This window comes from Saccharopolyspora elongata (assembly GCF_004348985.1).
GTDB classification, from domain to species: domain Bacteria; phylum Actinomycetota; class Actinomycetes; order Mycobacteriales; family Pseudonocardiaceae; genus Saccharopolyspora; species Saccharopolyspora elongata.
Window position 1 is genome coordinate 190,211 of sequence record NZ_SMKW01000002.1, and the last position, 19,134, is coordinate 209,344.

Consider the following 19,134-nt stretch of genomic DNA (forward strand, 5'->3'; position numbering starts at 1 on the left):
TGCGCAGGGGAATCAGGGCAGCGCGCCGCGCCTCCGGGCGGCGACGACCGCCTCGTGCCGGGTGTGCACGTCCAGCTTGCGCATGGCGCTGCGCAGATACGCCTTGACGGTCTCGGGTTTCAGCGAGAGCCTCCGCGCCGTTTCCGCGTTGCTGCAGCCGAGCGCGATCTGCGAGAGCACGTCCAGCTCGCGCGGCGACAACGCGGGCGGATCTCCGGCGTCCCGGGCGTCGGTGAGGTGCGCCAGCCGCTCGCACGCCCGATGCAGCCGGTCGCGCAGGACCGCGTCGTCGAGTCCCTGGGCGATGGCTCGGAACTCGGCGTGCAGCTCGCGAACCTCCTCGATCGCCACGCCGTCGCGAAGCGCCGTGCGGTCGGCGTCCGCCACGTCCAGCAGTTGCAGCCGCCGGTCCACCTCGTCGCGGACGGCGAGTTCCCCGGCCAGCCGGCGGGTCGCGTCGACCATGGTGTCGAGCACCCGGTCGCCGAGCGGGACCACGCCGCGCGCCGCGCAGTAAAGCACCCCGCGAACGGAGCCGTGCACCGTCACCGGCGCGGCGGCCACCGAGCAGATGCCCTCGGCGAGCACGGGCGCGTCGTAGTCGTGGCTGATCGTCACCGCGGACCCGTAGTCGCTCACCGCGCCCGGGCGCCGGGAGGTCATGACCTGCCCGCCGAGACCCGCCGCGGCGCGCACCTGGAGGCCCTTCAGCGCGGCCGTGCGCACGCCGGCGAACTCCGAGAGGTGCAGAGAACCCGCCGCGACCTGCCCGCCGAAGGCGACCGGCACGTCGGCCCGCTGCCGCACCACCCGCACGGCCTGCCGGAAGGCGTTCCCGTCATCCGGGCGCAAGTACACGATCCCTTCACCCCTTTCCGGGGGTATCGCGGACTGATGTGTGGCGCGGAGCATAACGCCCGGCTACGCCGCGGCAAAGGAGCATGCGGCGGGAAGGGGCATTCGTGAGCATCGAGCCGACCGCCGCACCAGGGACGACACCGCCGCCGCAACGGGTCGCCGAGCTGCTCGCCAGGTTCGGCTCGCCGGACGCGTGCGCGGCGGACCTGCTGTGCGACGACCACCCCGCGGACGCCGTGGCCTGCACCGTCGTCGAGGCCGATCTGACCAGCCGGGATCTCACCTACGGCGAGCTGCGCCGCGACTCGGCGCGCTTCGCCGCCGCGCTCGCCGACCTGGGCGTCGAGCCGGGCGACGCGGTCGCGGTGCTGATGGGCAAGTCGGCCGACCTGGTCGTGGCGCTGCTGGGCATCTGGCGCCGCGGCGCGGTGCACGTGCCGCTGTTCACCGCCTTCGCGCCGCCCGCCATCGCCCTGCGGCTCAACGCCAGCGGCGCGAAGGTCGTCGTGGTCGACCAGGACCAGCGCGCCAAGCTGGAGCCGGGCGAGGACATCCCAGCCGACGCGCCGTGGCGGATCGTCGTCGCCGGGGACGCCACCGACGAGCCGACCGTCGCCGGGCTGCTCGGCCGGTACAGCGGCGACGAGCCGACCGCGCAACCCGTCCGGCTGGGTGGGGACGGCATCCTGGTCCAGCTGTTCACCTCGGGCACCACCGGAACCCCGAAGGCCGTTCCGGTGCCGATCAAGGCCCTCGCCTCGTTCCAGGCGTACCTGGAGTTCGGCCTCGACGTCCGGGCCGACGACGTGTTCTGGAACGCCGCCGACCCGGGCTGGGCGTACGGCCTGTACTACGCGATCCTCGGGCCGCTGGCGGCCGGTCGCCGGAGCATCCTGCTGCACGCGGGGTTCTCGGCCGCGCTGACCTGGCAGGTCATCCGCGAGTTCGGCGTCACCAACTTCGCCGCCGCGCCAACGGTCTACCGCAGCCTGCGCACCGATCCGGCGGGCGTGCCCGAGGGAATCAGGCTCCGCCGCGCGTCCTCGGCGGGCGAACCGCTGACGCCGGAGGTCGTGTCCTGGTCCGAGGAGCGGCTGGGCGTGGCGGTGCGCGACCACTACGGGCAGACCGAGCACGGCATGGTCATCGTCAACGCCTGGGCCGATGGCGTTCGCGAGCCGGTCAAGCCCGGCTCGATGGGCGCCGTCCTGCCTGGCTGGTCCGCCGAGGTGCTGCACGACGACCGGGACGAGCCCGCGCCCGCGGGCACCGCGGGGCGCATCGCGTTCCACGTCGCCGACAGCCCGCTGATGTGGTTCACCGGCTACGCCGCCGCGCCGGAGAAGACCGCCGAGCGCTTCTCCGCCGATGGCCGCTGGTACCTCACCGGGGACGCCGGGACGCGGGACGCCGACGGCTCCTTCTTCTTCTCCTCCCGCGACGACGACGTGATCATCATGGCCGGTTACCGCATCGGGCCGTTCGACGTCGAAAGCGTCCTGGTGCGCCACGATGCGGTGGCCGAGGCGGCCGTCATCGGCGTGCCCGACGAGCTGCGCGGCGAGGTCCTGGAGGCCTACGTCGTCCTCCGCGCGGGACGGACCGGCGACGAGGAGCTGGTCGCGGACCTCCAGCAGCTGGTGAAGCGCAGGTTCGCCGCGCACGCCTATCCGCGCTCGGTGCACTTCGTCGAGCAGCTCCCGAAAACGCCGAGCGGCAAGATCCAGCGCTTCCTGCTCCGCGAGCGGCACCGCGCCGCCCGCTGACGGGCCCCGGATCCGCTGCCGGGCGGCCGCACGCGGTCCATCATGGGAACCGCTTCGGCAACCGACCGGATCCAGGGGGAAACATGGAAATGCCACTGGTGAACAACTGCACGGCCGAGAACTGCGCGTTCAACCACGACCACAACTGCCACGCCCTGGCCATCACCATCGGGGAACCGGCCCACGCGCAGTGCGACACCTTCGTCGGCGGCGAGTTCGACGGCGGCGATCCGAACGCCATCGGCCACGTCGGGGCGTGCAAGATGGCCGACTGCCGGTACAACGACCACCTCGAATGCCAGGCGCCGGGCATCTCCGTCGGATACCAGCAGGACATCGTCGACTGCCTGACCTACCAACCCGCTTAGCGGGGGCCGGCGGGCGCGCGGGTCCTACGATGTGGACGGCCTCGACGCTCAGTTCGGTTGGCGAGACGCTGGGTGACGAAGCCGTTGCAGTCGAGGAGACGTGATGAGTTCTCCAACCGGACACGAGCTCGATCCCACCTTCTACCGCAGCCCGGGCGACGCCATCGCCGCGCCCGCCGAACGCCTGGCCTACGTCGTCGCGTTCGACCGGTCCGGACAGCAGCCGGACGCGCTCACGGTCATCGACACCGATCCGGGGTCGGCGAGCTTCGGCCGGGTGGTCGGCTGGGCCGACCTGCCGACCCGCGGCGACGAACTGCACCACTTCGGCTGGAACGCGTGCAGCAGCGCGTTCGCCCACGCTGGACACCACACGGACGGCCTGCAGCGCCGCTACCTGCTGCTACCCGGGTTGCGGTCGTCGAACGTGCACATCTACGACACCCATCCCGACCCGCGGCAGCCGAGGCTGGTGCGGACCGTGACGGCCGAGGAGCTCGCGGCCGGGGCCGGTTACTCCCGGCCGCACACACTGCACTGCGGCCCGGACGGGATCTACCTCTCCTGCCTCGGCGGCGCGAACGGGGACGACGGACCCGGCGGCATCGCGGTGCTCGACCACGACACGTTCGACGTCCTGCGCGCGTGGGAGACCGACCGAGGGCCGCAGCGCCTGGCCTACGACGCCTGGTGGCACCTCAACCAGAACACCCTGATCACCAGCGAGTGGGGCACGCCCTCGATGATCGAGGACGGGGTCGTCCCGGAGCTGCTGCTGAACAACGAGTACGGCCACGCCCTGCACTTCTGGGACCTGGCGGAGGGCCGCCACCGGCAGCGCGTGGACCTCGGCGCGCAGCACCAGATGGTGCTGGAGCTGCGGCCGTCGCACGACCCCGGTGCGACCTGGGGCTTCGTCGGCGTGGTGGTCAGCACCGAGGACCTGTCGGCGTCGGTCTGGCGCTGGCACCGCGAGAACGGCGACTGGCAGGCCGACAAGGTGATCACCATTCCCGCCGAGCCGGCGCCGGCCGAGGAGCTCCCGCCCGCGCTGCAGCCCTTCGGCGCGGTGCCGCCGCTGGTCACCGACATCAACCTGTCCGTCGACGACCGGTTTCTGTACGTCTCGTGCTGGGGCACCGGCGAGCTGAAGCAGTACGACGTCAGCGATCCGGCGCGGCCCCGCGAGACCGGCTCGGTCCGCCTCGGCGGGATCACCGGCCGCGTGCCGCACCCGGCCGAGCCGGACCGGCCGCTGGCCGGCGGGCCGCAGATGGTGGAGGTCAGCCGCGACGGCCGGCGCATCTACCTGACGAACTCGCTGTACGGGTCGTGGGACGACCAGTTCTACCCCGACGGCGTGGGCTCGTGGTTCGCCAAGATCGACACCGACCCGGACGCGGGCGGCGGACTGGCGGTCGACGAGAGCTTCTTCCCGCACGGCCCGGAATTCCGCGGCCGGCGGGTCCACCAGGTACGCCTGCAGGGCGGCGACGCCTCTTCCGATTCCTACTGCTACCCATGACCCGATACCGGACAAGGATGTTGACCCGAAGATGACCTCCGCTTTCGCCGTCACCTGGGACTACCGCTGCCCGTTCGCCCGCAACGCGCACGAGCACCTGCTCACCGGCCTGGCCGCCGGCGCCGACTGGCAGGTCCGCTACCTGCCGTTCTCCCTCGGCCAGGCGCACGTCGAGGAGGGCCAGCCCAGCGTCTGGGAGAAACCCGAGCAGGACAGCGGGATCCTCGCCCTGCAGGCCGGTGTGGTGGTCCGGGACGAGTTCCCGGACCGGTTCCCGGCCGTGCACCGCGCCCTGTTCGAGGCGCGGCACGACGAGGGACTGCACCTCGAGGACCGCGCGGTCGTCCAACGCGTCCTCGCCGACCACGGCGTTCCCGCCGACGCGGTGTTCGCGCGCATCGACGACGGGTCCGCGCTCGGGCAGGTGCGCACCGAGCACGAGGCCTTCGTTTCCTCGCACAGCGTTTGGGGCGTGCCGACCTTCATCGTCGACGAGCAGGCCGTGTTCGTCCGCCTGATGAACCGCGCCCCGCAGGGCGCCGACCCGGCGGCGTCCATCACGACCGTCGAACGCGTGGTGGACCTGCTGGGCTGGACCGACCTCAACGAGTTCAAGCACACCGCCATCCCGCGCTGACGTCCACAGTGGAGAGGCGCCTCGTCAGCCCGGCTGCGGGGCGCCCTTCCGGCGGCGGACCTCGTAGCCGACGAGCACGACCGCGAGCGTGACGAGGCTGAGCCAGAACTGCGACCGGGTGTCGGGCAGCACCGCCATCGCCGCGATCACCACGACCATCAGCGCGATGGTCAGGTAGCTCAGCCACGGGAACAGCCACATCCGCAGCGCGAGCTGCGATTCGCCGTCCGGGCCGAGGCGCTTGCGCAGGCGCACCTGCGAGACCGCGATGATCAGGTAGACGAACAGCGCCACCGCGCCGTAGGAGTTGACCAGGAAGGCGAAGATCAGGTCGGGCGAGACGTACGCGGCGATCACCGACAGGTAGCCGACGACGGTGCCGGCGAGCAGCGCCCGGCGGGGCACACCGCTGCGGCTGAGCTTGGTCAGGCCGCGCGGAGCATCGCCCCGGCGCGTCAGCGCGAACAGCATCCGCGACGACGTGTAGAGCGCGGAGTTCAGGCAGGACAGCACCGCCGTGAGCACGATGACGTTCATGATCGTGCCCGCGCCCGGGATCTTCAGCGCCTGCAGCACCGCAGCGTAGGGGCTCACCTCGATGGCCGGGGAGTTCCAGGGCAGCACGGCCACGACGACGAGCACCGACAGCACGTAGAACGCCACCACGCGCAGGATGATCGACTTCATCGCGTTCGCCACGGCGCGGCGCGGTTCGGCGGACTCCGCCGCCGCGATGGTGACGATCTCTGCCCCGGTGTAGAAGCCGACGCAGGGCACCACGGCCACGAGCACGGCGGCGACGCCGTGCGGGGCGAACCCGCCGTGCGCGGTGAGATTGCCCAGCCCGCCGGGCGAATCCGGCCACCAGCCGAGGATGGCGATCGCGCCCAGGAACAGGAAGACGACGATGGCGGCGACCTTGATGGAGGAGAACCAGTACTCGAACTCGCCGTAGGAGCGGGCCGAAACCAGGTTGGTCAGGGCGAGCGTCGTGAGCAGCACGAGATTCACCGCCCACAGCGGGACCTCCGGCAGCCACAGCTGCACGAGCTTGCCGCCGGCCACCGCCTCGATGGCGACGACGATGACGAAGAAGTACCAGTACAGCCAGCCGACCACGAACCCGGCGCGCTCGCCCAGCGCCTCCCTGGCGTAGGCGTAGAACGACCCGAGCGCGGGCCGCGCGACGGTCATCTCGGCGAGCATCCGCATGATGAGGATCGTCAGCACGCCCGCGATCAGGAAGGAGATCACCGCGGCCGGCCCGGTGGAGCCGATCACCACGCCGCTGCCGACGAACAGGCCGGCACCGATCACCCCGCCCAGCGCGATGAGGCTCATGTGCCGCCGCTTGAGGCCCTGGGCCAGGCCTCCGGTGGTCTCGGTGGTCGTGTCGGAGTCGTCGCGCGTCGCGTCTGTGGCTGGCATCGGAGTTCTTCCAGTTCGCTGAGCGCGCAGGCGGCAGCGGCCCGCGCGGCACCGGTGGGGGAGGCGAGTGCGGTCAGCCGCGACAGGCGGCGCTGCTGATCCGGCACGTGTCGACGTGCCGGCGCGCGACCAGGAGCACCGAACCGGAATCCATGGCTGGGCATGTTACGCAGCCGCGGCCACGAAGTAGAGCGATCTCACATGCCGAAAACCACGAGGCCGCAGCCTCGTGTCCGATGTGGACCGTGTTGTCCGGTGGGCGCCGGTGAGCACCGAGCGTGTTCGAATCGGCGCGAACGACGTAAATCACTGCGCTTCGGGCGTGATCTGCGATCGCGGTCATAGCGCCGCGGCGCCTTCGACGCGATGCTGTTGCCGCCATGTGCTTCCCCGAGCAGCAAGCCCAGCCCCCCGCGCGAACCCGCTTCGCCGACGCCGAATACCCCGAGGCCCCGTATCCCGGTGCGCGGCCGGACTTCTCGTTCGTCCAGCTCGACGGCATCGGTCATCCGCTCGCCCCGGACGGCACCGCGCCGTCGGGCTGGTGCGTGCACACCGCCGCGGCGCAACCATGCGTCGACCGGTGGCTGGCGGAATGCGGTGCGGCTCCGCTCCGCGATCGGCGGCCGGTGCTGGCCTACGGCTCGAACGCCTGCCCCTCGAAGATCACCTGGTTGCGGGAGAACCTGGGGCTGACCGGGCCGGCGGTCGTGCTGCGCGCCCGCTGCACCGGCCTCGCGGCCGTCTGGGCGACGGGGCTGCGGGCCAGGGGAGACGGCCAGCGCCCGGCGGTGCTGGCCACCGCGCCGGACGTCGTCGAACACCACGCGGTGTGGCTCGCAACACCCGAACAGCGCCGGGTGCTCGACGAGTGCGAAGGACGCGGTGCCCGTTACCGCCTGGTGTGCCTGCACGGTCCAGAGCGGATCGGGCTGGAGGACGGCAGTGAACTTCGGCACGTCCTGGCCTACGCGGGCGCGTCCCGCGAGCGCGCGCCGCTGCTGGTCGAGGGCCGCCCGGTGCGGTGCGCCGAAGTGGGCCAGCGCGCCGCGCTGGGCCTTTCCGGTGTTCCGGCCGCCGGCGACGGATTGGTGTGCGCGGAAATCACCGGCGAGCCGCCTGCCGCCCGCTGCGCGGATCGATGAGTCCGGCGAGGCGGGAGTCGTTTGACAAACCCTTGAGCCGGTTTCAGAATGTGGTCACGCCGGGTTTGACCGACACGATGCGCCACAACGGCGCGAGCGCTGGCTGAGAGGCGCTGCAACGGACTTTCGTCCGCCACGCTCAGCCGAGCCGCTTGAAGACCACGGTAAGGGCGCCTCCTACGGGAGGTGCTTTTTTTGTGCGCGGCTTGAGATTGCGGCCCGGAGCCGATCCCTCGCGGTCGGCGGCGGCCTGACGCCGCACCGAATCCGACCGGCGAGATCTCGCGGTTGCGCGCCCGAGTTCAGTAGCAGATCGGGCCATCTCGGCGTTCCACTTTGGATGTTCAGATCAGTAGTCCTGCAAGGGGAAGGTAGCGATGAGCGTCAAGTTGCAGAAGGTCGGCGGTCTGGAGTTCGCTGTCCGGGATTTGTCGTTGGCCGAGGCCGGGCGGCATCAGATCCGGTTGGCCGAGCACGAGATGCCCGGGCTGATGGCGACTCGTGAGGAGTATGCGGATTCGCAGCCGTTGAAGGGTGCGCGGGTTGCGGGTTCGTTGCACATGACGGTGCAGACGGCGGTGCTGATCGAGACCTTGGTGGCGTTGGGTGCCGAGGTCCGGTGGGTGTCGTGCAACATCTTCTCGACGCAGGATGAGGCTGCGGCGGCGGTCGTGGTGGGCCCGAACGGGACGCCGGAGGCGCCTGCGGGTGTGCCGGTGTTCGCGTGGAAGGGTGAGTCGCTGGAGGAGTACTGGTGGTGCACCGACCAGTTGTTCCAGTTCGGTGATGGCCAGGGTCCGAACATGATCCTCGACGATGGTGGCGACGCCACGTTGTTGGTGCACAAGGGCGTCGAGTTCGAGGCGGCCGGTGTGGTGCCGAACGCGGGCGAGGACGACCCGGAGGAGTACAAGGTCATCCTGGAGACCCTGCGGAAGTCGCTGGCTGCCGACAAGGGCCGGTTCACCCGGATCGCCGCGGGCATCAAGGGTGTCACCGAGGAGACCACCACCGGCGTGCACCGGCTGTACGAGCTGGCGAAGGCCGGGGAGTTGCTGTTCCCGGCGATCAACGTCAACGACTCGGTGACGAAGTCGAAGTTCGACAACAAGTACGGTTGCCGGCACTCGTTGATCGACGGCATCAACCGGGCTACCGACGTGCTCATCGGCGGCAAGGTCGCCGTGGTGTGCGGTTACGGCGATGTGGGCAAGGGCTCGGCGGAGTCGTTGCGGGGTCAGGGTGCGCGGGTGATCGTCACCGAGGTCGACCCGATCTGCGCGCTGCAGGCGGCGATGGACGGCTACCAGGTCACGACCCTGGAAGAGGTCGTCGGGATCGCGGACATCTTCGTGACCACGACGGGCAACTTCAACATCATCACCGCGGAGCACATGGCGGAGATGAAGCACCAGGCGATCGTGGGCAACATCGGTCACTTCGACAACGAGATCGACATGGCGGGCCTGGAGAAGGTGCCGGGCGTCCGCAAGCAGGAGATCAAGCCGCAGGTGCACGAGTACGTGTTCGAGGATGGGCACTCGATCATCGTGCTGTCGGAGGGGCGTCTGCTGAACCTGGGCAACGCGACCGGGCACCCGAGCTTCGTGATGTCGAACTCGTTCGCGAACCAGACGATCGCGCAGATCGAGCTGTTCACGAAGCCGGGGGAGTACGAGAAGCAGGTGTATGTGCTGCCGAAGCACCTTGATGAGAAGGTCGCGCGCCTGCACTTGGATGCGTTGGGTGTGAAGTTGACCAAGCTCACCAAGGAGCAGGCCGCCTACATCGGCGTCGACGTCAACGGCCCGTACAAGCCCGACCACTACCGCTACTGATCGAACCAGACCTGGAGCCCGCCGCGACGCGCCCGCGGCGGGCTCCAGCCCTTTGCGCGCTCATCGAAGATTGCGGTCACTATTACTTCAGTGCCAAATGAAATTGACTCCCGGTGCGGACCTGCACCGGCCGGGAGGCGGCGGTCGTTACGCTGCTCGCATGACGCCGCAGGAGCTCAAGAACGCATGCCTCGCGCTCACCGGTGCGCGTGAAGAGTTCCCATTCGACGACACCAACAGCGTTTTCAAGGTCACCGGCAAGATCTTCGCCATCAGCAGGCTGGGCGGAGACCCGCTGCGGGTCAGCCTCAAGTGCGAGCCGGAGCTGGCGGTTCAGCTGCGCGCGACGTACCCGGCCATCACGCCCGGCTACCACCTCAACAAGCGGCACTGGAACACGGTCGTCCTGGACGGCACCGTGCCCGATCCGCTCGTGCTGGACATGATCGAGGACTCCTACGACCTCGTCGTCGCCGCGTTGCCCAAGCGCGAGCGGGAAAAGCTGCACTGGAACGCGCTCAGCCGCGAGGAGTGAGGCCGCCGCCCGGTCCAGCGACAGGATTGCGCCCGAGGTAGGCGACGAGGCGTTCGCCCGGCGCGGCCTGCCGGGACCACGCCACGGGCGGCCGGAACAGGAACGGGCGGGTGGCCTCGGTGACGACCATCGGTGCCAGCCGGACCAGCGCCGTCGCGAGGCCGTCCGGAATGGGGGAGTCCCGGCCGCACGCCCGGGCGATGTCCCAGCCGTGCACGGCGATCTCCAGCGCACCGGTCGCGGCGGCGATCCGGCCGTCCAGGGGCAACCCGCCGACGTGGACGTCGTCCGGGTGCGCGAGGCAGGTTTCCAGCAGCACCCTGGCGCGGTTGCGCAAGGTTTCGACCGGGTCGGCGGAATCCTCGCCGTCATCCGGAACGCGGGACACGAGCGTGTCGGCGACAACGGCCAGCGAATCGTTGACGTGGGCGACGAGCATCCGGAGGTCCCAGCCGGTGCACGGAGTGGCGTTGGCCAGCCTCGCGGTGGTGACAGCGGCCGCGGCGCCGAGGACGTAGCAGGTGGCGCGCTCCAACAGCGTTGCGGCATCGCCGAAGAGCCCCGGCTCGATCGCGGTTCGCTCGTCCACCGGATGGTCCTCCTCGCTGTTCGCCTGAGGTGCTTCCCGGTTAGACGCGGGGGTCGGCGAAAACTCATCGCACGCTCGGGCAGCGAATTCCGCCGCCCGCCGCGCGGGGTTCATCCGCAGTGCCCGCTCAGGTCAGGTCGCGGCGGTTGGATCCAGGGCACTTCGAACATGGGAGGCATGGGTGGATCTGCTGAGCAGGCGCGGTTTCCTGGCCGCGGGAGGAGTCATCGCGGCGGCGAACCTGCTGCCGGGCGTGGCCTTCGCCGAGCAGGCCGCGGGCGCGGAGACCCGCACCGTCACCGGCACCTTCGGGCCGAGCATCGAAGACTGGTTCTACCTGCCGGTCGAGGTGCCGCGCGGGGTGGCCGAGATCGAGGTGGCCTACTCCTACGACAAGCCCGCGGTCCCGCCCGGGACCCGCGGAAACGCCTGCGACATCGGCATCTTCGGCCCGGAGGGGCACGAGCTGGGCAACGCGCGCGGCTTCCGCGGCTGGTCGGGCGGGTTCCGCGACCGCTTCACCATCAGCGCCGCCGGCGCCACCCCGGGCTACCTGCCGGGCCCGGTCGCACCAGGCACCTGGCACGTCGTCCTCGGCCCCTACACCGTGGCGCCGCAGGGGATGAACTACCGCGTCGACATCACGCTGCGATTCGGCCCGGCCGGTGCGCCGGCCCGCCCCAACCCCGCTCCCGAGACCGCGCCGGCCCGGGAGCGGGGCCGCGCGTGGTACCGCGGGGACTGCCACCTGCACACCGTGCACTCCGACGGCCGCCGGACACCCGCGGAGCTGGTTGCGGCCGCCCGCGCCGCCGGCCTGGACTTCATCACCTCCACCGAGCACAACACCTCGTCGGCGTCGTTGCAGTGGGGCGAGCACGCGACCGACGACCTGCTGATCCTCAACGGCGAAGAGGTCACGACGCGCTCCGGGCACTGGCCTGCGATCGGATTGCCGCCCGGGACCTGGATCGACTGGCGCTACCGCGCCGACGACCCGCGCAGCTTCCGGCGCTTCGTCGACCAGGTGCACCAGGCGGGCGGCCTGGTCACCGCCGCGCACCCGTTCGCCAGTTGCTTCGGCTGCACCTACGAGTTCGCCTACGAGCTGGCGGATCTCGTCGAGGTGTGGAACCAGGGCTGGACCGACGAGGAGGAAGCGGCGGTCAACCACTGGGACGGGTTGCTGCGCACCGGCCACTGGATTCCGCTGATCGGCAACTCCGACGCGCACAACCCGGAACACGTCGTCGGAAGCCCGCAAACCGTGGTGCTCGCGGACGGCCTGCGGCGGGAGGAGTTGCTCGCCGGCCTGCGTGCGGGGCGCTCATGGCTCGCCGAATCGTCTGCCGTTCAGCTGGATTTCACGGCGACCGAAGGTCGGCGCACCGCAGGCATCGGGGAGGGGCTCGCCGCCGACAGGGGTACACCCGTGACGTTCGAGCTGACCGTCAGCGGCGTGCCCGGCACGACCGTGCGGCTGCTGGACCAGGTGGGGCCGGAGCACACCGCTGAAGTCCCAGCCGCCGGCTCGCTCACCACGCGCTGGACGACCTACCCGCGCTACACGCGCTGGGCGCGTGCGGAGGTTCGCCGGGCCGGTCGGATGGTGGCGATGACGAACCCGATCTTCCTCACCAGGTAGCGACGTGCGGGCCGTTGAGCGTTTTGGGGCGCCATAGCGCCCCAAAACGCTCACGGACCTCAGACGAACGGCCAGACCGCCGCGGTCAGCGCGAATCCCGTCACGCCCATCACCGTCGTCAGGGTCGTCCAGGTGCGCAGCGCGCTGCCGACCTCCAGGCCGACGAGCTTCGCGAACATCCAGTACCCGGCGTCGTTGACGTGCGAGAGGCCGAGCGCGCCGGCTCCCATGGCCAGCGAGACCAGCGCCAGCAGCGCCATCCCCACCGCGCCGATGCCCAGCAGCACGGCAGGGCTCATCGTTGCGCCTCCTTCGGCGAGAGGAGCGTGACGACGCTGGAGTCGTCGGAGCCGCCCAGCCCGGCGCGCTCGCCCAGCAGGTAGAGCTGCTGGGCGGCCGAGGCCAGCGGCGTCGGGACGTGCGCCTGCTTGGCGATGCCGGCGACGATCCCCATGTCCTTGACGAAGATGTCCAGCCGGGACCGGACTTCCGCGCCGTCGCCGTAGGCCTCGATCATGCGGGGCCCGCGGTCGGCGAGCATGAACGATCCGGCGGCGCCTTTGCCCAGCGAGTCGATGACGGTGGCCGGGTCCAGGCCGAGCGCCCGGGCCATCGCCACGGCTTCGGCGGCCGCGGCGATGTGCACGCCGGCGAGCAGCTGGTTGATCGCCTTGAGCGCCTGCGCGTCGCCGGGCTCCCGGCCGATCTCGGTGAGAGTGGAGGCGAGGCGGTCGAGCACCGGGCGGGCCACGTCGAGGCTGTCCTCGTCGCCGCTGATGACGATCAGCAGGTCGCCGTTGCCCGCGCGGTTGGGGCCGCCGCTGACCGGGGCATCGACGAGGCGGGCACCGGATTCGGCGAGCCTGGCGGCGGTTTCGCGGGCCGCGTCGGGCCCGACGGTGCTGGTGAGCACCACGACGGCGCCGGGGTTCAGCGCTTCGGCGGCGCCGTTCTCGCCGAACAGCGCGGCTTCGACCTGTTGCTGGTCGCGGACCGCGAGCAGCACGACGTCGGCGTTCCCGGCGGCTTGCGCAGGAGTGGTCGCTTCCGTCGCGCCTGCGGCGGCGAGCTGGGCGCGGCGCCCGGCGTCGATGTCGAAGACGGTCACCGGGAATGCGGGCGCGAGGTGGGTGGCCATCGGCAGGCCCATGGCGCCGAGGCCGATCACGGCGACGCGGGTGGCGGAGGTTTCAGGCATTCGTCTTTCCCCGTTCTGCGGTGCGGAGGTTGATCGTGCGGACGGCACAGGAGCGCTGCGCGGCCGCCCGGGACGGTGCGATGAGGTCCGAAGTGGACAGATGAGAACTGTTGAACATCAACGATGTGTGTGGCCGCGCAGCGAGGCGACGACGTCGGCGAGTGCTCGCCGGTCGCCGACGTTGCCCGGGAACACGACGTACGGGATGCCCGCGAACTCGCCGGAGACCGGCTCCCACAGCGAGACGATGCCCGGCAGCATCGTGCCTCGCACCATCGCGCGGCGGATGTCGAGGCTGGCGGTGGCGATGTCGCTGGAGGTGATGCCGCCCTTGGCTACGACGAACGCCGGGCGGTGCGCGCGGACGGCCGCGCGGACGGTGTCGACCAGGCCGGCGGACACGGCGCGCGCGATGGCCAGGCTGGCGTCCGGGTCGGCGCCGGTGACCAGCGTGCGGCTGGTGCGGATCACCACGTCGGCGTCGGACATCGCCCGCGCGGCGGCCTGCGCGACCGCTTCGACGTGGGCGTCGCGGGTGGCCGGGTCGAGCAGCGCCGGCACGTCGAGCTCCAGCTCGGTGATGCCGCCGAGCTCGCGCAGCCCGTCGAGCTGGCTGGTGGTAAGGCCGACGTGCGAGCCGACGGCGATCAGGCCGTGCCCGTCGCCGGTGCCCATGCCGCGCAGCACCTCGCCGTCCAGCGGCGGCGCGCCGGCCTGACCGGCGCGGGAGCGGACGAAGGCCGGGCCGACCCGGTAGAGCAGCCGCTTGCCCCCGGACTCGGCGTGCAGCAGCGCGAGCGCCAGCACGCGGATGTCGTCGTCGCAGGCCGCGTCCACGACGACCGGCTGCTGGTCCTGCACGGTGTCGAGGAGCTGGGCGACCCGCTCCGGGCCGCCTTCCCGGAGATCGGCGGCGGTGATGGCCAGGACGCGGTCTGCCGGCACCCGGCCGCCGGTCTTCTCGGCCACCCAGTCCCGCAGGTCCGAGCTGCGGTAGCCGAAGGTGGCGTCCTTGGCGAACTCCGTGCGCCCGGCCGGGAGCATGCCGTCGGCGGTGCGGGTCCAGTGCACCGAGTCGATCGTGAACCGGCCCGCGTCGGGGAAGGCGGGGACGATGATGACGCCGTCGATCGGTTTGCCGCGCTGCGCCAGCTCTTCGGCCAGCAGATCGGTTTCGCGCGGGAAGTGGCCGCGCAGCGTCGAGTCGCTCCGGCTGGCCACCACGAAGTCGGCGCCTTCGGCGTCCGCAGCGCGGGCGAGCGCGTCGATCACCTCGCGGTTGCGGGCGTCGGCGTCGTCGGCCGACAGGCTGCGGGTGTTGGTGAGCACGAAGAAGGTGCTGCTGGGCTGGGTCAGCGCCCAGCGCAGGTCGTCGACGCCCCAGGTGGTCAGCACCGGGACGTCGGCGACGGTCTGGGTGCCGGTGGGGTCGTCGTCGAGCACGGCCAGGCGCGGCCCGCCGGCCATGCGCTCGGCGATCTCGGCCGGGGCGACGGGGCGGACGGCGGGCAGTCCGGCGAGGAGTTCTTCCGCGGAGATCGGGCGGTCCTGGGGCAGATCGGGCATGGCGCTGCTTCCTGTAGGCGTGCGGAGGTGCCCACGCGACGCGTGGGTCGGGAGAGCCGGTCAGTTGTCGGAGAGCACGTGGGTGCGGAGGTCGTCGGCGGTCTGGGCCATGTGGTCCGCCATCGCCTGGCGCGCGAGCGCCGGGTCGGCCGCTTCGAGCGCGCGCAGGATCTTGGTGTGGTGCGCGAGGGCGTTGGCCCGGATCTCGGGCACCGCGGAGGTCTCGCGGCGGCCTTCGACCAGCAACCGGCCGAAGGGCTCGAACATCAGCGGGATGAAAGCGTTGCCGCTGGCGCGCATGATCGCGTCGTGGAAGGCGATGTCGGCCTCCACGAACAGCTCGACGTCGTCGGTGTCGACGGCGTCGCGCATGTCCTGCAGCAGGCTCCGCAGCTGCGCCAGGTCGTCGTCGGTGCGCTTGCCCGTGGCCAGCTCGACGGCGCCGACCTCGATCAGCCGCCGGGCCTCGATGAGGCTCTCCGAGATCGCCGCGCTCGACCGGGGAGTGGCCGCGGCGGCCCGGATCAGCGGGTCCAGCGCGGTCCACTGCGCGGGCGGGTTGACGTAGGTGCCGCGGCCGCGCTGGATGCGCACGATGTTCTGCACGCGCAGCGCCTTGATCGCTTCGCGGACGGTGAGGCGGCTGACCACGTACTGCTCGGCGAGCTCGCCTTCCGGCGGCAGCGCGCTGCCGGGGGCGTGCGTGCCGTCGATGATCGCGCTGAGCAGCCGCTCGGCGAGTTGGTCGGACAGCGACATTGCTGCGGATCCTCCTCTAGATCAGACGTCAGATGTCTGATGGCAGCAGACGATAAGGCCCGGGCCGAACCCCGTCAACCGGTCGGTTGGCGCTGGATCGATGCAGGTCGTGGCGCCCGTCCACATAGGGCGGTCCGGTGCGCGAATTGCCCGGGGTGCTCCCGTTTCGCTTGACGCCCGCGTTGCGCCGCGGTTAATGTCTCCGCCACGACAGGCATAGACGAAGAGCCACTGTCAGCGGTCTTCGTCGTGCCTTTTTTCGTTTCGCCGGATCGCTGCCAGTGCCTTCCCTCGAAAAGGTGGCGATCTGTGGCCTCACCTTCGAACGCGGTGGCAGGGACGGTCTCCGGCCCCTCCGACGTGGTGGCGTTGATCAACAAGCTGGAACGGCTGCCGAGCAAGGCCAGCTTCCTCTGGTACCTCATCCTCGGCGGGTTGTTCCTCGACGCCTACTCCAACGCCGCGCTGAGCGCCGGGCTTTCGCCGATGGTGAAGGAACTGACGCTGACGCCCGGGCAGGTCGGGCTGCTCACCGCCACGGCGCCGGCCGTGGCGATCCTGTTCAACCCGGCCAGCGGTTGGCTGGCCGCCCGGATCGGGCGGGTCAAGCCGCTGCTGCTGGCCAAGATCATCGGCGTCGCGGGCGCGCTGCTCACCGCGTACGCGGGCAGCTTCGAGACCGTGTGGGCCGGCCGCGCGCTGGTCGGCGTCGCCTACGGCATCGACTTCGCGGTGGCGATGGCGATGCTCGCCGAGTACACGCCCGCCAAGCTCAAGGGCCGGCTGAACCTGTGGCAGTGCGTCTGGTACATCGCCACCACCTCCAACCTCGCGCTGACGCTGATCTGCTACAAGCTCGGCATCGGCGCGGAGATCTGGCGCTGGTCGGTCGGCTCGGCCGCGGTCATCGCCGGGGCGCTGTTCGTGCTGCAGATGGTGTTCCTGGTGGAGAGCCCGTCGTGGCTGGCATCCCGCGGGCGGCTCGCGGACGCCGCGCAAAGCCTCCGCCGGATCTACGGGTTCGACGCCGTCCCGGGCGATCGGGCCGACGCGCCCGCCGAGGTGCAGCAGTCGATCGGCTTCCGCCAGTCGGGCGTGCTGTTCCGCAAGCCCTACCTGCCGCGGACGATGCTGTCGACGCTCATCTCGCTGACCCAGTCGATGCAGTACTTCGCGATCGGCTGGTACCTGCCGGTGATCAGCCTCGCGATCTTCGGCGAGCAGTTCGAGAAGGCCACCGTCGGATCGATGATCTTCAACGCGGCCGGCATCATCGGCGGCGCCGTCTCCGCCTACGCGGGCCGCCGGATGGGCCTGCGGATGAGCTCGGCGGTCGGCTACGCGATGGCGTTCGCGCTGCTGCTGGTGCTGGGACTCGGGTTCGGCAGCCTGCCGACCGTGCTGGCCTTCACCGTGCCGTTCCTGTTCATCTTCTTCCACTCCGCGGGCCCCGGCGCCAACGGCAAGTCGATCGCGGCGCTGTCCTACCGCAGCGACATCCGCACCCTCGGCACCGGCATCACGGGCATGCTCGGCAGCTTCGGCAGCGTCGTCGGGCTCTACGTGTTCCCGCTGATCAAGGAGTCGATCGGCCTCGGCCCGACGATCGCGGCGCTGGCCGTCGTCCCGCTGCTCGGGCTCATCACCTGCGTTGTCATCAAGTGGGACCCGACGCGCAGCGGCATCGACCCCGACGACGAGGTCATCGACCTGCTGCCGGCACCGGTGCCGGCCACCCGCTGACGGCGCAGAAAGGCACCAGCATGAGCAGTTCGCAACGAGGCGTGCTGTCGATCGACGAAGGCTCGACCGGCACGCGCGCGGCCGTGGTCACGGCGGACGGATCGAGCGGGCCGTCGTTCTACCGGCCGATCGCGGTGGTCCACCCCGACCCGCTGCGGGTCGAGCAGGACGCCGGCGAGCTCTGGCGGCACACCCTGGAGGTGGCGCGGCAGGCCGTGGCGTGGGCCGCGGACAGCAGCGTCGAGATCGTCGGGGTAGCGCTGTGCACGCAGCGCGCGACCGCGGTCCTGTGGGACCGGGTCACCGGGCAGCCGCTGGCGCCCGCCGTGGTCTGGCAGGACCGCCGGTACGCGGCGGAACTCGAAGCGCTGGCGCAGCAGTGGGACCCGGTCCTGCTGCCGCGCACCGGCCGGCCGGTCGGCAGCCGGTCGCCGTTCCTGTGGGCCGCCAGGCAGATCGCGGAGAACCCGGAGGCGCGGGCGGCCGCGGACGCCGGACGGCTGCTGTTCGGCTCGATCGACACCTGGCTGAGCTGGAACCTCAACGGCGGCACCGTGCACGCCGTCTCCGCCAGCAACGCGGCGGCGCTCGGCGGCTACCTGCTGCGCGAGCACGCGTGGGATCCGGGCTGGCTCGCCGCGGTCGGCTACCCGCAGGAACTGGCGCCGCCGCTGTCCGACGACGACGGCGACTTCGGGCACACCGACCCCGAGGTGCTCGGCATCCGGGTGCCCATCGCCGCGGCGATGGGGGACCAGCACGCGTCGCTGATCGCCCTGGGCGCGCTGGAACCCGGCCAGGGCATGTGCATGCACGGCACCGGCACCTTCGTCGGGGCCCTCACCGGCGACGAGCCGGCCGACGCCGCCAACGCCGTCGACGGCGTGCTCGCGCTGGTCGGCTGGCGCTCCGGCGGCCGCAGCCGATTCAGCCTGGAGGCCTACACGTCGACGACGGGTTCGGCGCTGCGCTGGCTGGTCGAGGACCTGCAGCTGTTCGACTCCGCCGAGCGGATCAGCGAACTCGCCGCCACGCACCCGCGCGACCGGGACACGTGGTTCGTGCCCACGCTCGCCGGGCTGCGGACGCCGCTGGCGGTGCCCGGCGCCCGGGCATGCCTGACCGGCCTGAGCCTGGCCACCACCCGCGCCGCCATCGCCCGCGCCGTCCTGGAAGGCATCGCGCACTCCGTGTGCGACACCGCCGACGGGCTCCGGTCCACGATGGACGAACCGCTGACCCGGCTGCGCGTCGGCGGTGGGCTGGCGGCCAGCGACGCGCTGATGCAGAGCCAGGCCGACCTCTCCGGCATCCCCATCGAGCGGGTGGCCGACTCCGCCACCGCGAGCCTGCGCGGCGTCGCGTACCTCGCCGGCGTCCGGCTCGGCCTGTGGGGATCGCTCGACGAGGTCGTCGGCGCGCGCCCCGTCGGCCGCACCTTCGAACCCGCGACCACCGAACACGAACGGCAGGAGCTGCGCGCCGAATGGCAGCGGGAGCTCCGGAAGTCACTGCCCTGAACGAAGAAGGAACA

Annotated in this window: 17 protein-coding genes; 10 read left to right on the forward strand and 7 right to left on the reverse strand. The window is 71.3% G+C overall.

The genetic code is table 11. The annotated features are described in order from the left end of the window. Positions 1–12: 12 nt before the first annotated feature. Complete coding sequence (locus E1288_RS02585) at positions 13–858, reverse strand: helix-turn-helix transcriptional regulator (protein ID WP_235883291.1); 846 nt, start codon at positions 856–858, stop codon at positions 13–15. Positions 859–962: 104 nt separating this feature from the next. Between E1288_RS02585 and E1288_RS02590 the strand changes: the two genes are divergently transcribed. The 4 genes from E1288_RS02590 (at position 963) to E1288_RS02605 (ending at position 5,154) form a co-directional block, all read left to right on the forward strand. Beyond that, positions 963–2,624 carry an AMP-binding protein gene (locus tag E1288_RS02590; protein ID WP_235883292.1) on the forward strand — a complete coding sequence of 554 codons (1,662 nt, stop codon included), beginning with the start codon at positions 963–965 and terminating at the stop codon, positions 2,622–2,624. Between the two features lie 83 nt (positions 2,625–2,707). Continuing rightward, the gene (locus E1288_RS02595) at positions 2,708–2,992 is read left to right on the forward strand and encodes a DUF1540 domain-containing protein (RefSeq protein WP_132480059.1); all 285 of its coding nucleotides are present in this window, start codon (positions 2,708–2,710) and stop codon (positions 2,990–2,992) included. Between the two features lie 103 nt (positions 2,993–3,095). Beyond that, positions 3,096–4,517: a selenium-binding protein SBP56-related protein gene (locus E1288_RS02600; protein WP_132480062.1), complete on the forward strand. Its 1,422-nt coding sequence runs from the start codon at positions 3,096–3,098 to the stop codon at positions 4,515–4,517. A 31-nt stretch (positions 4,518–4,548) separates the two neighbouring features. Then, positions 4,549–5,154 (forward strand): DsbA family oxidoreductase, encoded by a 606-nt coding sequence (locus E1288_RS02605; protein ID WP_132480065.1) that lies wholly within the window; start codon positions 4,549–4,551, stop codon positions 5,152–5,154. A gap of 24 nt (positions 5,155–5,178) precedes the next feature. Here the strand turns inward: E1288_RS02605 and E1288_RS02610 are convergent, their stop codons facing one another. Continuing rightward, positions 5,179–6,495 carry an amino acid permease gene (locus E1288_RS02610; protein ID WP_132480360.1) on the reverse strand — a complete coding sequence of 439 codons (1,317 nt, stop codon included), beginning with the start codon at positions 6,493–6,495 and terminating at the stop codon, positions 5,179–5,181. 467 nt (positions 6,496–6,962) lie between these two features. Between E1288_RS02610 and E1288_RS02620 the strand changes: the two genes are divergently transcribed. From E1288_RS02620 to E1288_RS02630, 3 genes are all read left to right on the forward strand, one after another. After that, positions 6,963–7,727, forward strand: a complete 765-nt coding sequence (locus tag E1288_RS02620) for a gamma-glutamylcyclotransferase family protein (RefSeq protein ID WP_132480071.1) — start codon at positions 6,963–6,965, stop codon at positions 7,725–7,727. 377 nt (positions 7,728–8,104) lie between these two features. Further along, entirely contained in the window at positions 8,105–9,565 is a 1,461-nt protein-coding gene (gene ahcY, locus E1288_RS02625) for an adenosylhomocysteinase (RefSeq protein WP_132480074.1), read from the forward strand. A gap of 160 nt (positions 9,566–9,725) precedes the next feature. Continuing rightward, the gene (locus tag E1288_RS02630; RefSeq protein ID WP_132480077.1) at positions 9,726–10,100 is read left to right on the forward strand and encodes an MmcQ/YjbR family DNA-binding protein; all 375 of its coding nucleotides are present in this window, start codon (positions 9,726–9,728) and stop codon (positions 10,098–10,100) included. Here E1288_RS02630 and E1288_RS02635 read toward each other — a convergent pair. Continuing rightward, a complete protein-coding gene (locus tag E1288_RS02635; RefSeq protein WP_165967952.1) occupies positions 10,084–10,689 on the reverse strand; it encodes a TIGR03086 family metal-binding protein in 606 nt (201 codons plus the stop codon). The two genes, E1288_RS02630 and E1288_RS02635, sit on opposite strands and share 17 nt — an antisense overlap. 190 nt (positions 10,690–10,879) lie before the next feature. Between E1288_RS02635 and E1288_RS02640 the strand changes: the two genes are divergently transcribed. After that, the gene (locus tag E1288_RS02640) at positions 10,880–12,334 is read left to right on the forward strand and encodes a CehA/McbA family metallohydrolase (RefSeq protein ID WP_165967959.1); all 1,455 of its coding nucleotides are present in this window, start codon (positions 10,880–10,882) and stop codon (positions 12,332–12,334) included. A 59-nt stretch (positions 12,335–12,393) separates the two neighbouring features. Here the strand turns inward: E1288_RS02640 and E1288_RS02645 are convergent, their stop codons facing one another. The 4 genes from E1288_RS02645 to E1288_RS02660 form a co-directional block, all read right to left on the reverse strand. Beyond that, positions 12,394–12,633, reverse strand: coding sequence for a GntT/GntP/DsdX family permease (locus E1288_RS02645; protein WP_132480086.1), 240 nt, complete (start codon positions 12,631–12,633; stop codon positions 12,394–12,396). Continuing rightward, the gene (locus E1288_RS02650) at positions 12,630–13,532 is read right to left on the reverse strand and encodes an NAD(P)-dependent oxidoreductase (protein ID WP_132480089.1); all 903 of its coding nucleotides are present in this window, start codon (positions 13,530–13,532) and stop codon (positions 12,630–12,632) included. The genes E1288_RS02645 and E1288_RS02650 overlap by 4 nt, the downstream gene beginning before the upstream one ends. A 117-nt stretch (positions 13,533–13,649) precedes the next feature. Continuing rightward, a complete protein-coding gene (locus E1288_RS02655; RefSeq protein WP_132480092.1) occupies positions 13,650–15,098 on the reverse strand; it encodes a four-carbon acid sugar kinase family protein in 1,449 nt (482 codons plus the stop codon). Between the two features lie 60 nt (positions 15,099–15,158). Next, complete coding sequence (locus tag E1288_RS02660) at positions 15,159–15,857, reverse strand: FadR/GntR family transcriptional regulator (protein WP_132480095.1); 699 nt, start codon at positions 15,855–15,857, stop codon at positions 15,159–15,161. Positions 15,858–16,166: 309 nt separating this feature from the next. Here E1288_RS02660 and E1288_RS02665 point away from each other — a divergent pair, with 309 nt between their 5' ends. Further along, complete coding sequence (locus E1288_RS02665) at positions 16,167–17,600, forward strand: MFS transporter (protein ID WP_207954136.1); 1,434 nt, start codon at positions 16,167–16,169, stop codon at positions 17,598–17,600. A 20-nt stretch (positions 17,601–17,620) separates the two neighbouring features. Next, positions 17,621–19,120: an FGGY family carbohydrate kinase gene (locus E1288_RS02670; protein WP_132480098.1), complete on the forward strand. Its 1,500-nt coding sequence runs from the start codon at positions 17,621–17,623 to the stop codon at positions 19,118–19,120. The last annotated feature ends 14 nt before the right edge of the window (positions 19,121–19,134 follow it).

What these genes read in the sequence shown, in the direction of transcription:
- E1288_RS02595 (WP_132480059.1), top strand. Translation starts at nt 2,708, where the DNA reads ATGGAAATGCCACTGGTGAACAACTGCACGGCCGAGAACTGCGCGTTC.
- E1288_RS02600 (WP_132480062.1), top strand. Translation starts at nt 3,096, where the DNA reads ATGAGTTCTCCAACCGGACACGAGCTCGATCCCACCTTCTACCGCAGC.
- E1288_RS02605 (WP_132480065.1), top strand. Translation starts at nt 4,549, where the DNA reads ATGACCTCCGCTTTCGCCGTCACCTGGGACTACCGCTGCCCGTTCGCC.
- E1288_RS02610 (WP_132480360.1), bottom strand. Translation starts at nt 6,495, where the DNA reads ATGAGCCTCATCGCGCTGGGCGGGGTGATCGGTGCCGGCCTGTTCGTC.
- E1288_RS02620 (WP_132480071.1), top strand. Translation starts at nt 6,963, where the DNA reads ATGTGCTTCCCCGAGCAGCAAGCCCAGCCCCCCGCGCGAACCCGCTTC.
- ahcY (WP_132480074.1), top strand. Translation starts at nt 8,105, where the DNA reads ATGAGCGTCAAGTTGCAGAAGGTCGGCGGTCTGGAGTTCGCTGTCCGG.
- E1288_RS02630 (WP_132480077.1), top strand. Translation starts at nt 9,726, where the DNA reads ATGACGCCGCAGGAGCTCAAGAACGCATGCCTCGCGCTCACCGGTGCG.
- E1288_RS02645 (WP_132480086.1), bottom strand. Translation starts at nt 12,633, where the DNA reads ATGAGCCCTGCCGTGCTGCTGGGCATCGGCGCGGTGGGGATGGCGCTG.
- E1288_RS02650 (WP_132480089.1), bottom strand. Translation starts at nt 13,532, where the DNA reads ATGCCTGAAACCTCCGCCACCCGCGTCGCCGTGATCGGCCTCGGCGCC.
- E1288_RS02655 (WP_132480092.1), bottom strand. Translation starts at nt 15,098, where the DNA reads ATGCCCGATCTGCCCCAGGACCGCCCGATCTCCGCGGAAGAACTCCTC.
- E1288_RS02660 (WP_132480095.1), bottom strand. Translation starts at nt 15,857, where the DNA reads ATGTCGCTGTCCGACCAACTCGCCGAGCGGCTGCTCAGCGCGATCATC.
- E1288_RS02670 (WP_132480098.1), top strand. Translation starts at nt 17,621, where the DNA reads ATGAGCAGTTCGCAACGAGGCGTGCTGTCGATCGACGAAGGCTCGACC.